We start from the raw sequence: 16,773 nt of genomic DNA, 5'->3' as shown, positions 1-16,773 counted from the left end.
AGCGCCTCCTGATGGGTTTAGGACATTGATCCGTTCAACCCCCATCATACGAGGTGCTTTTTGCTTTGTCCAAGCGTAAATCTTAGACTCTACAGGAATGTTTACGCACGCCTATTCGTGCAACCGCCTGCATTTAGCGGTCTGACAGACCGTTACTCACGCCCATTCGTGCAACCACCTGCATTTAGCGGTCTGACAGGCCGTTACGCACGCCCATTCGGGCAACGGCCTGCATTTAGCGGTCTGACAGACCGTTACGCACGCCCATTCGTCGACAATGCGCCGCCCGTTTCTTTCGTTTGGCAGCTCAAGCATGCCGGATATGGAATCCGCCAACAAGCAACAAGCCGGATATGATTTTCAATCCAATAAAACAAACAAGTAAACGAAAGGCAGCGAAAGTAAAGAGACGGAAATAGAATCCCCTCCGGCGCCGCTCTATAATCGAGAACAACAAAACTAAACCGTTTACAAAAGAGAGAGCAGGGTGACCCTATGCGTCGTAGATTTACCGATTCCCTGACGGGATATTTGTTCATTGCGCCCTATCTTGTCGGAGCCGTCGTTCTTTTCGTCATTCCGGCGGCGATGTCGCTCTACTATTCGTTTACGAGATTCAAGGTGATCTCGCCGCCCGAATTCAACGGCCTCGATAACGTGCGGATGCTGCTGAACGATTCGTCCTTTATGACCGCCTTCAAGAACACCTGGCAGTTCGCCCTGATTTACGTGCCCATTCAGGTCGCGCTTCCACTGCTGTTCGCGGTGATGCTCACCTATTCCGGACGATTCTTCAAGGGCAAAGGAATGGCCGTCCTGCGCGCCGTCTACTATTTTCCCGCCGTCCCTTCCTGGTTTGTCGTCGGAATGGTGTGGATCTGGCTGCTCGCCCCCGAAATCGGCATCGTCAACGGCATTCTTAGAGCGTTCGGGATGTCCGACATCGCTTTCCTCGGGATCGGCTCCGGCACGCTGATTCCCGCCTTGGCGCTGGTCGCCGTATGGAAAGGGCTGGGCTATGCGATGTTCATCTACTATATCGGCTTGAACAATATTCCCGAATCGCTCTACGAATCCGCCGAAATCGACGGAGTGACGAGGTGGCAGCGCCTGCGCAGCATTACCGTGCCACTGCTCTCCCCGACAACGTTTCTGGTCGTGATCATGTCGATCTCCAGCGCTTTCCAGGCGTTCGACCAGCAGTTCACGATGGTGTTCAACCGGTACAACAAATATTCGGATACCCACCTGATGGTCTATCTCTATGAAAAGGCGTTTCGCTATTTGGACATGGGCTACGCGTCCGTGATCGCCTGGGTATCGTTTCTCTGCATGATCGCGGTAACGCTTCTTGTGCTGCTGCTGCAAAAGCGCTGGGTTCACTACGAAGAATAGGAGGCGAATCTATTGAACAGTCACGCATATCCCGGCAGGTCCGGAAGAAACCGCAGCTTCTTCTCGATCATGAATGCCGTCATCCTGCTGGCCGGCGCGGCCACAATGCTGCTGCCCTTCGTCTGGATGATTCTGGCTTCGCTGAAAACGAACGGGGAGTTCCTGAATACGTTCAAATGGTTCCCGGAGACGCCCCGTTGGGACAACTACGAAAAGCTGCTGTTTCCCGACAAGGGGCATCCGTTCCTGCTGTATTTTTACAACACGGTCAAAGTAACCGGACTGGCGATGATCGGCACGGTTCTGTCCTGCAGCCTTGTCGCCTTCGCCTTTGCGAGAATTCCGTTTCCGGGCAAAAGCTTCATTTTCGGCTTTGCCGTAATCTCGATGTTTCTGCCGTCCCAAGTGACGATGATCCCCCAATTTATGATCTTCAGAAATCTGGGCTGGATCGGCAGCCATTACCCGCTGATCGTTCCGCCCTTCCTGGCCACCGCCTTCGGCATCATTTTGCTCCGTCAGTTTTTCCGCTCCATTCCGAAGGAGATGGACGAGGCGGCCAAAATCGACGGCGCGGGATGGTTTAAGATTTACAGCCGCATCCATCTGCCGCTGATGATCTCTCCGATGCTGACTTTGGGCATTCTCACCTTGCAGGAAAAATGGGGAGAAATTCTGTATCCGATGATCTTCATCGGCAAAGACAGCAGTTTATGGACGATGGTGCTGCGCATCCGCGACATTTCGACCGGGCAGTACAACCAGAGCCCCGAGTTGGAGATGGCCGGCAACGTGCTGCTTGTGCTGCCGATCATCGTGCTCTTTATCGTTGCGCAGCCCTACTTCGTCAAGAGCATTTCCACTTCCGGTGTCAAAGGATAATATCCCTGACATAAAAACGAACGCAACCTTAGGAGGGGTACAAGTGAGCAAGTCAAGAAAGTCGGTTTTATCGCTGTTCGCGCTCGTCATGCTGACCTCGGCGGCGCTGACCGCCTGCAGCTCGAACAACAATAACGGAGGGTCCGCCAGTCCGTCGGCGTCATCGTCCCAGGCAAGCCCGGATTCAACGGCGCAGGCCAGCGGCAGTACCGCCACGGATAACGGAGAGCCCGTCACCATTCAGGTCGCCTATTACGCCGACGAGAAAGCGCGCGAAACGTTCGGGCAAATCATCGACAAGTTCATGGAAGCCAACAAGAACGTCACGGTCGAAAACGTAGGCACCGACTGGGGAACGCACTATACCAACTTAAAGGTAGACTTGGCGGCGGGCCAAGGTCCGACCGTCTACTTGCTGGACGGCCCGTATATCGCGCAATATGCGAGCGAAGGCGCGATCGAAAACCTGACCGACCGTCTGAAGGACGTCAAGCTCGACGATTACTTCGGCTTCGAGGCGATCAAGAACGCGAACAACGAATATTTCGCCGTTCCGCAAGCGATTCAAGTCAACGCGCTGTACTACAACAAGGAGATGTTCGATGCCGCCAACGTCGCTTACCCGACGGCGGACTGGACGACCGACGACGTGTACGAGGCGGCTCAAAAGCTGACGAACGCGGACGCCAAGCAATACGGAATCGGTCTCGCGAACCATTTCCGCTACGGATGGTATACGACGATTCGCCAATTCGGCGGAGACATTCTGGACGAGTCCCGGACGAAGAGCACGTTCGCCAGCGATCCCAAGGTCAAAGAAGCCATGGTGTATATGAAAAAGTTCTGGGATGAAGGCCTTACGCCAAGCCTCGTGGCGCAGGAAGGCGAAATCACCCCTAACCACGGCACTTGGTTCCCGAGGAGCATCGTCGCCATGTTCTACGACAACTTCGCCAGAAGGCTGTCCAACGATCAGGAAGGGATCAACTACGACGTGGCGCTTATGCCGAAAGGAGTTGGAGGCGTCAATTACAGCGCGCTCGTCGCCAATTCCTGGGTCCTGAACGCGCATGCCAAGGACGCGGAGAAGGAAGCCGGCTGGAAATTCATTGAATATTTCCTGAGCGATGAAGCGCAGCAGCTGAACGCCACCCTGTCGGAAGGCATCACCGCGAAGAAATCCACGGCAGAAGCAGCATTGTCCCAACATCAAGGGAATCCGGAGAACATCAAGGTGTTCCTGGACAGCATGCAGTATGCGTCGAACGTCGGGGATAACCCGCTGTGGGAGGAATGGATCGGCGCGATCGATCCGATCTTCACGGAATACCTTTCCGGCAAAATCACGATCGACCAGCTGCTGGAGCAAGGAGACAAAGCCGCGCAAGCGGTGCTCGACAAGCTGAAATAAAACTATCCGTGCTACAATGGGAATCAGTTGCTCACACGATTGACGCATCGATGCCTAGAGCGTGTATGCAAACCCGCTCAGAGGCATCTATCACCGCCTTTTCGCCCCCTGCTTCGTCACTTTTGCTTGACGTACCCCCGGTACGCCTTCTCAAAAGTTCCTTGCATGGAACGAAAATTCGGCAACATCTGCTATCCTCGGAGTATGCATACACGCCCTAGGGTGAGCGTGAGCGACACTTAAAGGAGCATGCGGTCATGATCAATCGTAAACGAACGATCTCGTTAATCGCGCTGGCGGTATGCGGAATCGCCGCCTTCCTCCTGTTCGGTCCGATGGCCGAACGCGAGGAACGGCCTTCCGCGGCCGTCGGCCCGTTCGAGAAGTACGAGCCGACTATCACGCTTACGGCCGTGCGCAATCTGAACGACAGCACCGTTTTCCGGGAGGGCGAATCGCTGACCGACAACGTCTGGAGCCGAGATTACTTGGCGACTCTCGGCATTCAAATCAAATATTTGTGGACGACGAACAAAGGCACCGAGGATTACAATCAACGATTGAAAGCTTCCATTCTTACCGGGGAGCTCCCGGATATTTTCGAAGTCGACAGCCTGCAGCTTAAGCAGTTGACCGATGCCGGCCTGATTGAGGATTTGACGGAAGCGTACGAACGTCATGCGTCGCCGAAAGCCAAAGAAATGATCGAAGAAATTGCCCACTCGCTGGATACGGCCACATTTGACGGCAAGCTGATGGCGATTCCGCAAGGGGCTTCGATGACCGATCAGTCTCAAGTGCTGTGGGTGCGGCACGATTGGCTGGACAAGCTCAATCTGCCGGAGCCGCGCACGATGCAGGATATTCTGCTTATCTCCAAAGCTTTCGCCGAAGGAGATCCGGACGGCAACGGGCAACGCGACACTTACGGTCTCGGCCTGAACATGGGGCTGCACACCCGAATCAACTGGACATCGCTGAAGGGCTTTTTCAACGGATTTCATGCCTATCCCAGCAGCTGGATCAAAGGCGACGACGGGCGAATCGTGTTCGGCGGCATCCAACCGGAGGTCAAGACGGCGTTGACCGCGCTGCGCGACATGTACCTTGACGGTCAGATCGATCCGGAGTTTTCCGTAAAGGATCAGAACTATATGGCCGAGGAGCTGGTATCCGGCAAAATCGGCATGCAGTACGGCGCCTGGTGGAATCCGACGCATCCGCTGCAAGCCAGCAAGGACCGGGACCCCGGGGCGGATTGGCGGGCATACGGCATTCCCTCCGTCGACGACGTGCCGGCTAAGTTCGAATACAACTTCCCGATCTACAGCTATTTTGTCGCGAAAAAAGGCATACGGCATCCGGAGGCGCTCATGCGCTTGCTGAATTTGATGGTTTACCGCGGCTATGAGAATCCGGAATGGAGCCATTTTTTTATCGGCAAGGACGGGTTCCAGTATAACAACTACCCGCTCGTATACACTTGGCCGGAGAACGGCAGCATGAAGAACTATATCCGTCTGCAGAGCGCGTTGAAGAACGGGAATCCCGCCGGCCTCAGCGAAGAGGAACAAAGCTATTACGACAATATCGTCGCTTATCGCCAAGGGGATAACCGCTACTGGTTCGAAGAAGGCATGTACGGCCAAAACAGCGCCTGGACGAAAATTATGGAACATAATGACAGCGGTTACATTCAAATGAACGAATTTTACGGCCCGGCGACCAAAACGATGAGCCAGGTGACCGCCATCCTGGACAAGCTTACGCTGGACACCTACACGATGATCATTATGGGAGAGCTGCCCATCGACGCCTTCGACGACTATGCGAAGGACTGGGGCGATCTGGGCGGAGACAGAATTACCGAAGAGGTCAATCAATGGGTAGACCAAAGGAGGCAGAGCTAGTTGAAACTGAAAAAAAGCCCTGCGCACTATGCCATTCTGCTGTCCCTCGTTATCCTGCTTATTTCCGGAACGGCGATGCCGTCAGAAGCGAAAGCCTACACGCCTTCCAATATATTGGCGTATGAGACTTCGTTCGAAAACGGCGGAGAATCGGAATGGATCACGGCGGCCACCGGCTTTACTTCCGGCGAACATCATTCTTATTCCAAGTCGTTAGCGTACACTCGAACTTCGGCCGGCACCTATATTTATCCTTCCAAAATATTGCCGGGGCAAGGCGGAGAGAGGTTCTACGCGACGGTCTGGATCAAAACCTCCGGCCTCAGCGGGCCGGGCGGCGCGACGCTCGCGCTCGAAGCGTTGGATTCGGCGGGCAACTGGGTCGGCGGACAATACCTTCCAGGAGTCGCGTCAGCCGGTTGGACGCAGATCCAGCTTCCGATCTACACGCTGCCCGCGAATACGGCGAAAATCAGCATTTCTCTTTATCTGGAGCAGGGCACGACCGGCCAAGCCTGGTTTGACGACCTGCAAGTATTCGAGGTTCAATCTGCGCCGTTGTTCTATGCGTATCTGGATTACCCCTCGTACCGCGGCAAGCTCATCGCCGGCGACCACACGGACATTCGGGTCAAAACGATTCCGCATTCCTGGTCGGCCGATTTCAGCGGCTACACGACCAAGGTCAGTCTGTACGATTCTTCCAACGCCTTGATGAATTCCGCAAGCTATACCGGCCAGCAGGCTACGGCCACCTTGTTCGCCGGCTCCGGACTTGCGGCCGGAAGCTATAAGCTGGTTGTTCAGTTAATTAAAACTTCGACGGGACAGGTCAAAGGCTATATCGAGAAGCCGATTGCGAAAACCACCGCCGCTCCGGCCGATTACGTCGACAAGCACGGTCGGCTGTGGCGCGGCGGCAGCTTGTTTTTCCCCATCGGCATCTATACCGCCGATATTACCGCAGCGGATTTGGCGGATCTGAGCGGAAGCGCCTTTAATACGATTTTGGCGTACGGCCATCCCGACCTGACCAAGTTGAACTTGGCCGATTCTTACGGCATGAAGGTCATTTACTCCTTCAAGGATTTTTATTACGGCTCTCCTTACGCTCCGTCGTTCATTACGAGCGAGGCGGACGAGGCGCCGCAAATCGCCCAGCACGTGAACTGGTTCAAATCCCATCCGGCGCTGTTGGCCTGGTACTTAAACGACGAGGCTCCGAACGATCCCCGGCTGCCCGCCCATTATGAAGCGGTCGTCGCGAACGATCCGGATCATCCCGCCTATATCGTGGATTACAATACGCCAAACCCGGACCAGGTGCTGCGTTCCACGGACATCTTCGGTATGGACCGATATGTCGTGAAGGGATTGTCCGGCGATCCGATCGCCGAACCCGGCGCTTATCAGAAGGCCGCCAAAGAAAACCTGTGGTTCCGGGGCCAATGGCCGGTCGTGCAGGCGCAGAATCTGGCCAACTACGGTCAAGGCGGTACCCGTCCGCCGACTTTGCAGGAAGTCCGCAATATGGCGTGGCAGTATTTGACCGAGGGCGCGACGGGGTTGATGTTCTACTCCCTGTTCGACCTGAAATCGGATGCGAGCGGCGTGCCTTACGCGACGCTTCTGAATCGCGTGAAGCAGGTGGCGTCCGAGGTGGAGAGCTTCGTTCCGATCCTCCTGTCCGTCGATGCCACGCCGGCCGCGACGACTACGGGCGGAAGCTGGCTCAACTGGATGGTTAAGCAGTACGGCGGCCATACGTATATTTTTGCCGTCAATAACGGCAAGTCGAACCGAACCGCCTCGTTCACCGTACCCGGCGCGACTTCCGTGCAGGCGGTAAACGAAAGCCGTTCCCTGGCTTTGACGGGCGGCACGTTCACGGATTCGTTCAGCTCCTTGGGCATTCACATTTATAAGGTAGAAAGATAGGTGATTCGGTTGAAAAAAATAGCGATGGCTTTTCTTGCCCTGATCCTGGTTTTGCAGTTGGCCCCGATTTCCTTCCTTGACGGCGATTCGCTTCGGATCGCGGCGGCGGCGGAGGCCGATGTGCTTGTGATGGAGGAATCGTTCGAGAATCCCGCGGACGAACGCTGGATAACGGAATCCAGCGGTTATGACGACGGCGAAGCTTACACGGGTAATCATTCCTTGAAATACGAGCGTTCGGATGCCGCGCACTATAAATATCCCCAGGTTTCTTTGGCAATGGAGCCGGGGGAGACCTATTACGCAACCGTCATGCTGAAGACGGAAAACGTAGGCGCCGGCAAGGCGAGAATCGCCTTGGAAGCTTACGACGGAGACGACTGGAAAGGCGGACAATATACGGACGGCCTTGCGCCGGCCGATTGGACTCTGCTCAAGCTGCCTACGTATACGGTCCCCGAAGATGCCGGCAGACTTCAGGTGTCGCTGTATTTAAGCCAAGGCGATACCGGAACCGTCTGGTTTGACGACGTTAAAGTCTATAAGAAAGCGCCGGCCGGAAGCCAGTCGGGTTACTCCACCTCGTTCGAGGACCCCGACGACGCGACCTGGCTCAGCGGCTCGACCAGCTATGACGCTGCCGAGTCCCGCACGGGCGAATACTCCCTGAAGTATACGAACGGCCCGGCCAATTCTTCGCCCAGCTTTGATTTTAACCTCACGCCCGGCGTCGGTTACTATGTATCGGTGTGGGTGAAGACGGACGGCGTCGCGGACGGAGACGGAGCGAAGCTTGCTCTGGACGCGGTCGATGCCGGCGGCAATTGGATCGGCGGCTCCTATGCGAACCCGATCAATCCCGGCGATTGGACCTATTTTCGGATTCCGCTGTATACGGCCCCGGCCAACGGAGCCAAAGCCAATCTGACGCTGTACACGCAAGGAACGACGGGTACGGTCTGGTTCGACGATCTGACCCTCCACGAAGTCAAGCCCAAGCTCATCCAAACTCGGCTGGAGTCTCCGGGATATCGCGGCATTCTGTCGCCGGGGACAGACGCGGATATTCGAGTCCGGACCGAAGCGGCAACGGGCGCGGATCTGAGCGCCTATACGATACGCGCCAGCCTTTTGCAAGAAGACCAGTCGGTTGTCGAGGCGACGTATCTGGACGGCTCGGGCGGAGACGCGGTCTTCCCCTCGGCCAAGCTGGCTCCGGGCACGTATCATGTCCGCATCGAGGCTGTATTGTCCGGAACCGATACGGCGGCGGACTCGGAGGAATGGACGATTCGCAAATTGGGAAGCGCCGCGGAAATGCCCGAATCCTACGTGGATAGCGAAGGCCGATTCTGGCGGAACGGAAAGCTGTTCCTGCCGATCGGAATCTATGCGGACAAAATCGTTCGTTCGGAGCTGGAGGAGCTGAAAAACAGTCCGATCAACACGCTTCTGCCCTACGACCTCCCTTCCGGGGAACAGCTCGATTTGGCGGCGGAATACGGCAAACAGGTCATTTTCTCGTTAAAGGATTTCTTCTACGGCTCCGCATGGGCGCCCGAGGGCATCAACAGCGACGAAGACGCGGTGAGCAAAATCGGCGAATTCGTCCATCGGTTCAAAGATAATCCGGCGCTGCTGGCCTGGTACCTGAACGACGAAGCGCCGAACGACGATCGGCTGCCATCCCATTATGAAGCGGTCAAGGCCAACGATCCGAATCATCCTGCCTATACGGTCGATTTCCATCTGCCGTCCGCCAGCGTGCTGGCGAAAACAACCGATATTTTCGGCTTGGACGTCTATCCCGTCAAAGGGCTGGAGGAAGATCCGATCGGCGAGCCGGGCGAGCTGCAAAAAGCGACTACCGAGGCCATCGGGAAGAAGGGACAATGGGCCGTCGTGCAGGCGCAAAATGTCGGCAACTACGGCCAAGGAGGCTTGCGCCCGCCAACCGAGCGGGAAATGCGCAATATGGCGTGGCAGTATATTACCGAAGGCGCCCGGGGCATTCTGTTTTACTCGTTGTTCGATATGAAGAACGATGCAAGCGGGCTCCCCTATGAAGAGCTGCTCGGCCGCGTGAATCGCGTCGCGCAGGAAATCGCGGATTTGCAGGCGTTTATTCTGTCCGACCGGCCGGCCGACAATGTTCGAATCGCAGAGGGAGACGGCGATTGGCTGCATTGGATGAGCCGCAAGGTCGGCGACAAAACCTATATCGCCATGGTCAACAACAGCAAGGAAGCGCAGCGGGCCGCCATCGAAGTGCCCGAAGGAATGCGGCTGAAGGTATGGAACGAGAATACGTTTCTCCCGATCTCGAATAACCGCTTTACGGGCAGCTACTCTCCTCTGGATGTACAGATCTATGAGCTAAGCGCCAAGTCGGGGTCGGGCGGCGGCACTTCGAACCCGGATCCGGGCTCCAGCTCCGGCACGGGCTCCGGTCCGTCTACCGGGACGGAAGCTCCCAACAACCCGCTGGCCGATCTTGAACAGGAGTTGAACGGCCTCCGCGAGCGGTTGGACGAGGCGTCCGCTTCCGAACAAGCGGCAATAAACGCCCAGGCGATAGAGAAAATCCAGGCGGCCGCAGATCGTATCGGCCAGTTGGATATGACGCCTTACCTGCCCCGCTCTAGCGGCGATGAGACCGGAATCGACACCCCGGCACTGCTCGCCCGGATCGATTCGATCGGAGAGGCGTTCGATCGGCTCCGCGAACTGCTCCGAGGCTTCTCCACCGAAACTGCTTTGTCAGCGCGGCTGGCGATGACGTTCGAAGGATCGTCGGATGAACTGCAGGTGCAGTTGGAGCAAGCTATTCTGGAACGGCTGCTCGAGAAATCAATCGCCCAAGTCACCCTTGACTGGCAGGGCGTAGAGTTACTCTTCGCGCCGTCCCAGCTTCAAGGCGACGTAGAGATCCGTATCATCAGGACGAGCGACGATCAACAATTAGCGGCGCCTGTCTATGAGATCGAGCTGAAAGTGAACGGGTCCGTTCCGACCGAATTTAATCCGCCGATTACGTTGGGGCTGCCGCTGCCGACCGGAGCGGATCTGGACAAGGAATTGCTGGCGATGATCGAATTCGCGGGCGGACGTACGGAAATCGTCGGCGGAAAGCTTGCCCACGAGAAAATGTACGCCGCGTTGAGCCAGCTTCGTTCCAAGTATGCGGTCGTTGAAAATCGAGTGGAGTTTACCGATCTCGATCGCGTAACGAGCTGGGCGGGCCGTGCGATTCAAGTCGCCGCCGCCAAGGGCTTCATGTCCGGCGCCGACAACGGCCGGTTTGCTCCGGAGGACCCGATTACGCGCGCCGAATGGGTTGCGCTTCTGGCGAAGGGGCTGGAACTCGGCGACATGGACATCGAATGGGATATGCCGGTTTCCGATGCGCCGGTTACTCGCGCGGAATTGGCCGCCTTGGCCGGACGCGCCGTCTCCCTGCTGACCGGCCGGCCGGTTCCGAGCGGCGAAAATCCGCAGGCGCTGCTCCGCTTCCGGGATGCCTCGCGGATTCCGGAAGAGATGACCGGAGAAGCCGCCCTGGCCGTGAGCCTGGGAATCGTCAACGGCGTCGACGCCAAACGGCTGCTGCCCGAAGGAGTCGCAACGCGCGCGCAAGCGGCTGTTGTTCTTTACCGATTGATGGGAATCCGCTAGACCGATAGAACGACCAGCAGCTTGAGCGATGCCGCTTAAGCTGCTGGCCCCTATTTATAAACGGCTTGCCTATTCGCAGAGCGCTTAAACTAGAGGGGAATGCCATGAATCCTTTCCGCATGAAATCTTCCAGTATATTCTTTAAGCTGGCCATCGCTTTTTTGGTGATCATTTTGCCGTTGTCCATTTTGAGCCTGTTGATCAATTCCTCAAGCTCCCGGACGGTAAAATCCCAAATCGAACAATCGCTCGAATACAGAATTCACACGTTCGTGACGGGGATCGACGCCGACTTCAGACGGATTATGCGCCTGCGCAACGAGCTGTTGTCGGACAGCGACCTTCAGGTCCTCAGCTTCTCGAGGAACCAATTGACGAATTTCGAATATTCCAGAGCCGTGCTTCGCATCCAAGAAAAGCTTAGGCTGCTTCAGGCTTCAAGTCTGTACCTGGAAGATATCAGCGTCTATCTGCCGAGAATTCAGCGCAATATCTCCTCGCGGGGCTTCGTTCCGCCGCCGACCGAAGGGGAGGTCCAGTCTCTCAAGCGCTCGACGCTGGCCTCCCCGATCGTCTATTGGAACGATCAATACCTGATCGGCGGCTTTTATCCCGAATCGTACGGCATCGAAAACAACGACCTGGATCATTTTCTCCTGTTGAAAATGACCTTATCGCAAGAGCTGCTGCGCCAATCGCTGGAAGAGCTTTACGAAACGGACCTCGGCGGCAGCATGCTGCTGCAAGCGGACAAAGAATGGCGAATCGCCAGCGGACAGCCTGCCGCAATCGAGCAAATCGCGCATTCGGACTCTTCGAAGGCTGTGCTGGCATCAATGGATGACAGTGATTACGGCAATGTGAACGTGAAAATCGGAGGAACGTCCTATAAGGTGATCTTCGAAAAATCGGCCGTTCTCAATACGAATATTATCGCCTTTTTGCCGGAACGCGAAATTCTGAATCCCCTGCAGAAATACCGATATTTATTTTGGACGATTATGCTGACCTCGATTTTTATCGTTATTCTTTTTTCCTATTGGATCTATAGAATTATCCACCAGCCCATTCGCCGAATCGTCCGCGCCTTCTTCAAGCTGGAGCAAGGCAATCTGAAGGTCACGCTGAAGCATAATCATAATGACGAATTCGGCTATTTATACGAACAATTCAATGCGATGTCCCGCAAGCTGCAGGAGCTCGTGCACGAGGTCTACGAGGAGAAAATCCGCTCGCAGCGCTCGGAACTCAAGCAATTGCAGTCGCAAATCAACCCGCATTTCCTCTATAACAGCTACTTCGTACTGCACCGGGTCGCCCAAATGCACGACGTGGACACGGTGATCCGCTTGACGCGCCACTTAGGCGAATATTTTCGCTATATTACGAGGAACGGTTTGGACGATATTAGCTTGGCGCAGGAATACCGGCACACGAAATCCTATATCGAGATTCAGACGATGCGTTATTCGCGGCGGATCAAGACGGTCTGCGCGGAATTGCCGGAGGAATGCCGGGATATTCCGGTGCCGAAGCTGATTTTACAGCCGATATTGGAAAATGCGTACGAGCACGGCCTTAAGGACAAAGCGTCCGACGGCATCGTCAACATCTCCATCGCGCTTAAAGATCACGTCGTCTATCTCTCCGTGGAGGATAACGGCGAAGACTTGAAGGACGAGCATCTCTTGCAGTTGAACTCGGAATTGCAGCAAGGCATGAATCTGGAAACGACCGGGATGCTGAACGTCCACCGCAGATTGCAATTAAAGTACGGCAAACCGTACGGACTAGCCGTCGACCGTTCTCCGCTCGGAGGCCTGCGAGTCGTCTACGCGATTCCCATCATAAAGGAGACGCATCATGTACAAGCTTCTGATCATTGACGACGAAGACTTGATCGTACAAGGGTTGGTGTACCTGTTCGAAAACCGTCCCGACCTTGAGCTGGAAATCTATTACGCCTATTCCGCGATGGAGGCGCTCGAATGGCTGAAACGCACGAAAATCGACATCGTCCTCAGCGATATTCGCATGCCCGGCATGTCGGGAATTGCGCTGCAGCAGGAAATCGTCCGTTTATGGCCGCATACGATCGTCATCTTCTTGACGGGGCACGACGATTTTAACTATATCCAGACAGCCAGCCGCAATCAAAGCTTCGATTATATTCTGAAGACCGAGGAAGACGAAGTGATCGTAAGCGCCGTACGCAGAGCCGTCGATCGGCTGGACGGCAGGTTCGAACGCGAGCGGCTCCTCGAGCGGGCCCGCGAACAGATCAAGCTGGCGCTGCCTTCGCTCCGGAAGGAATGGCTCATGGAACGGATAACGGGAGAAGCGGCGGAGACCGGTTCGGAGTTGGAGCTTCGACTGAAGGAGCTGGACATTCCGCTGAACGCGGCCGCCCCGATTTTGATAATGCTCGGAAGACAGGACGATAGAGAGCCCGATGGCAGGACAGCGGATCAGACGCTGAAGAACTTCGGCCTTCAGACGATCGTGAATGAGGTGCTTAGTCCCACGTTAAACCTGTTTTCCTGCATGTACGAGCCCGGCAGATGGATTTGGCTGATTCAGCCGAATGCCAAATGCCTGTTGCCGGAGAATGAAGATTTCGAATGCTCTTGGAAGCATGCCGCGCTTCTCGTTCGCGAATCCTTGGCGAAAATTCAAGAGGAATGCCGGAGGCAAATCGGGCTGAGCGTGTCTCTGATCGCGGGAGCTTCGCCGGTGGCTTGGGCGGATTGCGAGCATGCGTACAGCTTGCTGAAGCGGATTCTCTATATCGATTACGGCCAGCGCAAGGAGGTGCTGCTCTCCGAGTCGCATTTGTCGCCGAACGAAAGGCTGGAGCACGACAAGGATATTACCCACTGGCTGAAAATGAATAAAATCCAAACCCTGCAAACCTATCTCGAAACCTCGCAGAGAGAACGCTTTTTTTCATTGTTTTACGAACTGGCGCGCCACATCGAGGAGAGCGGCCTCGACCTGATGAAGCTGCAATGGTTTTATTCCGTTGCGCCTATTTTTTTCAGATTCATGAACCCGTCATTCGAAGAAAACAACGCGCTGCGGATCGATGTCGACATGCTGACGCAGCTGAATCGCCACAGCTCCTGGGAGGACGCGGTTGATTATATCGCCCGGCTGGCCGAAGCGGTTTTCGATGCGCAGAAAACGGACATCGGCGAACGCGAATTGGAGATCGTCGCCCGGATCAACACCTACATCGAGGACAACCTCGCGGGCGACCTATCGCTGACCCGAATCGGAGAAGAGGTCGGCTTCAATCCTTCCTACTTGTCCAGATTATACAAGCAATTGACCGGGGAAGGCCTGCACGATTCGATTACCCGAATGAGACTGAATAAAGCGGTTGAACTGCTGACTCAGCCCTCGACCAAGATCCATGAAATCTCCTCGGCGCTTGGCTTCGAGTCTCCGGCGTACTTCACCAAATTTTTCAAGCGGGTCACGAATCTGACGCCTTCCGAGTACCGGGAGAAGGAGCTGAGCATTAAGGATTAACGAACAAAGCCAAGCTAAGTCGCTTAAATTGATCAATACACAGAGTAAGGGGTATGCACCTCCTGTAGATGCCTCATACGCTCCCGAAATTACCCTGTAACGGGTTTACCCATTTAGATTTCGGAAGCGTATAGCATCGGAAGGAGGTGCATACCCCTTTAGCCTTTATCATCGATTATCTTTCAGAGCAACTTGGTTGGCTTATGGGACAGCCTCACTTACAGCACGATCTCACGCCCGCGCTCGGCGGACTCGTAAATCGCCGACAAAATTTTGATCATATCGACGCCGTGCTCCGGCGTAATGATCGGCTGCTCCCGGCCGAGCACGCATTCGACGAAATGCCGGATGTTGGCCGTATGCTGCGGCACCGCGGCCGTCGTGAACAGCGGCTGCTGGTTGATCAGCGCGCCTTCGTTCTCCGTGAACAGGCTCAGCTTGTCGTTGATCAGGCTGAAGCCGCCCTCGGTGCCCCTCCATTCGAGGAACTTCTTCTCCTCCTCGATGTTGGACGCCCAACTGAACTCGATCTGCAGGGACGCTCCGTTATCGAAGCGAATAAAGCCCGCGGCCAAATCCTCGACATCGAATGTGCCTTGCGGAATGTTGCCCGAAGCGTCGGGACGGTCCGCGAACTTGCGGTACGTCGAGCCGGACACGGTGACCGGCTTCGGATTGCCCGCCAGCCACATCGCCATGTCGATCATGTGCACGCCGAGATCGATCAGCGGGCCGCCGCCGGACAGCTCCTTCGTCGTAAACCATCCGCCGCGCCCTGGAATGCCCCGGCGGCGAATCCAGCCGCAGCGTCCCGTGTACAGCTCGCCCAGCTGGCCTTTCCCGATGATGCGCTTGGCGAACTTCGCTTCCTCGCTGAAGCGGTTGTTGCGCATCGTCATCAGCAGCTTGCCGGATTCGCGGGCCGCGTCCGCCATCTTCTGCGCTTCGTCGGGGTTGATCGCGTCCGGCTTCTCGCAGAAGACGTGCTTGCCCTTGCGCAGAGCGGCGATGGCGATCTCCGAGTGATACAGGTTCGGCGTGCTGATGCCGATAATGTCGACCGACGGGTCGGCGATCAGTTCGCGGTAATCCTCATAAACCTTCGTTCCGGGAAAATCCTTGGCCGTCGCTTCCGCGGACGCCTTGAACGCATCGCAGAAAGCGACGATCTCGACTTCGTCGTGCGACAGCCAGCCCGGCAGATGCGCATGCTTGAATATGCCGCCGGTGCCGACGACTCCTACCTTCAATTTCATCCTTTTATTTCCCCTTGATCGTCTCTAATGGCTTGGCGTTGCCGTACTTCGGATACTCGCGGTCGACCGGCGCCGCCCACTTGACCGCGTTGGAGATGACTTTGCGGACTTGCGGGTTATAATAAGTCGGATACGTTTCGTGGCCCGGACGGAAATAGAAAATCTTGCCCATGCCGCGCGTATAGCAGCAGCCGCTGCGGAACACTTCTCCGCCCTCGAACCAGCTCACCAGAACGAGCTCGTCCGGCTGCGGGATATCGAAGTGCTCGCCGTACATCTCTTCCGCCGGAAGCTCGATGTACTCGCCGATGCCGTCGACGATCGGGTGACCCGGGTTCACGACCCAGATGCGCTCTTTCTCGTCCGCTTCGCGCCATTTCAGGTCGCAGGACGTACCCATCAGTTTCTTGAAAATTTTCGAGAAATGGCCGGAGTGCAGGACGACCAGTCCCATGCCGTGAAGCACGCGCTGATGAACTCTGTTCACGATTTCGTCCTGAACTTCGTCGTGCGCCATATGGCCCCACCAGATCAGCACGTCGGTATTGTTCAGCACTTCCTCGGTCAGGCCGTGCTCCGGATCGTCCAGCGTGGCCACCGTTACTTTCCCCGAAATGTCCAAGCCTTCGGCAATTGCCGTATGCATGCCCTGCGGATAGACGGATGCGACTTTCTCGTTCGTTTTTTCGTGGCGATGCTCGTTCCAGACCGTAACGTTGATCGTTTGGCTCATAACCGGACTCTCCCTTAACTTTATATTCCTTCTCATTGT

10 protein-coding genes are annotated in these 16,773 nt (G+C 55.9%); 8 read left to right on the top strand and 2 right to left on the bottom strand.

All coding sequences use genetic code 11. The annotated features are described in order from the left end of the window. Positions 1–495: 495 nt before the first annotated feature. From ACFFT4_RS21465 to ACFFT4_RS21430, 8 genes are all read left to right on the top strand, one after another. Positions 496–1,395: a carbohydrate ABC transporter permease gene (locus ACFFT4_RS21465; RefSeq protein ID WP_209072526.1), complete on the top strand. Its 900-nt coding sequence runs from the start codon at positions 496–498 to the stop codon at positions 1,393–1,395. Between the two features lie 12 nt (positions 1,396–1,407). After that, positions 1,408–2,277 carry a carbohydrate ABC transporter permease gene (locus ACFFT4_RS21460; protein WP_378050859.1) on the top strand — a complete coding sequence of 290 codons (870 nt, stop codon included), beginning with the start codon at positions 1,408–1,410 and terminating at the stop codon, positions 2,275–2,277. Between the two features lie 43 nt (positions 2,278–2,320). Then, entirely contained in the window at positions 2,321–3,688 is a 1,368-nt protein-coding gene (locus ACFFT4_RS21455; protein ID WP_378050858.1) for an ABC transporter substrate-binding protein, read from the top strand. Positions 3,689–3,945: 257 nt separating this feature from the next. Next, the gene (locus ACFFT4_RS21450) at positions 3,946–5,598 is read left to right on the top strand and encodes an extracellular solute-binding protein (protein WP_378050857.1); all 1,653 of its coding nucleotides are present in this window, start codon (positions 3,946–3,948) and stop codon (positions 5,596–5,598) included. Beyond that, on the top strand, positions 5,599–7,536 hold the full coding sequence (locus tag ACFFT4_RS21445; protein WP_378050856.1) for a hypothetical protein: 1,938 nt from the start codon (positions 5,599–5,601) through the stop codon (positions 7,534–7,536). Continuing rightward, positions 7,537–11,211, top strand: a complete 3,675-nt coding sequence (locus ACFFT4_RS21440) for an S-layer homology domain-containing protein (RefSeq protein ID WP_378050855.1) — start codon at positions 7,537–7,539, stop codon at positions 11,209–11,211. Positions 11,212–11,315: 104 nt separating this feature from the next. After that, positions 11,316–13,097, top strand: coding sequence for a histidine kinase (locus ACFFT4_RS21435; protein ID WP_378050854.1), 1,782 nt, complete (start codon positions 11,316–11,318; stop codon positions 13,095–13,097). Further along, positions 13,075–14,745 (top strand): response regulator, encoded by a 1,671-nt coding sequence (locus ACFFT4_RS21430; protein WP_378050853.1) that lies wholly within the window; start codon positions 13,075–13,077, stop codon positions 14,743–14,745. Before ACFFT4_RS21435 ends, ACFFT4_RS21430 begins: the two co-directional genes overlap by 23 nt. Positions 14,746–14,963: 218 nt before the next feature. Here ACFFT4_RS21430 and ACFFT4_RS21425 read toward each other — a convergent pair whose 3' ends face one another. Further along, positions 14,964–16,001 (bottom strand): Gfo/Idh/MocA family protein, encoded by a 1,038-nt coding sequence (locus ACFFT4_RS21425; RefSeq protein ID WP_378050852.1) that lies wholly within the window; start codon positions 15,999–16,001, stop codon positions 14,964–14,966. A 4-nt stretch (positions 16,002–16,005) separates the two neighbouring features. Continuing rightward, entirely contained in the window at positions 16,006–16,734 is a 729-nt protein-coding gene (locus ACFFT4_RS21420) for a ThuA domain-containing protein (protein ID WP_378050851.1), read from the bottom strand. Between the last annotated feature and the right edge of the window lie 39 nt (positions 16,735–16,773).

Source organism: Cohnella cellulosilytica, from assembly GCF_042431195.1.
Taxonomy (GTDB): domain Bacteria; phylum Bacillota; class Bacilli; order Paenibacillales; family Paenibacillaceae; genus Cohnella; species Cohnella cellulosilytica.
Note: the sequence above shows the minus strand (reverse complement) of the source record. Positions and strands in the feature narration are given on the sequence as shown.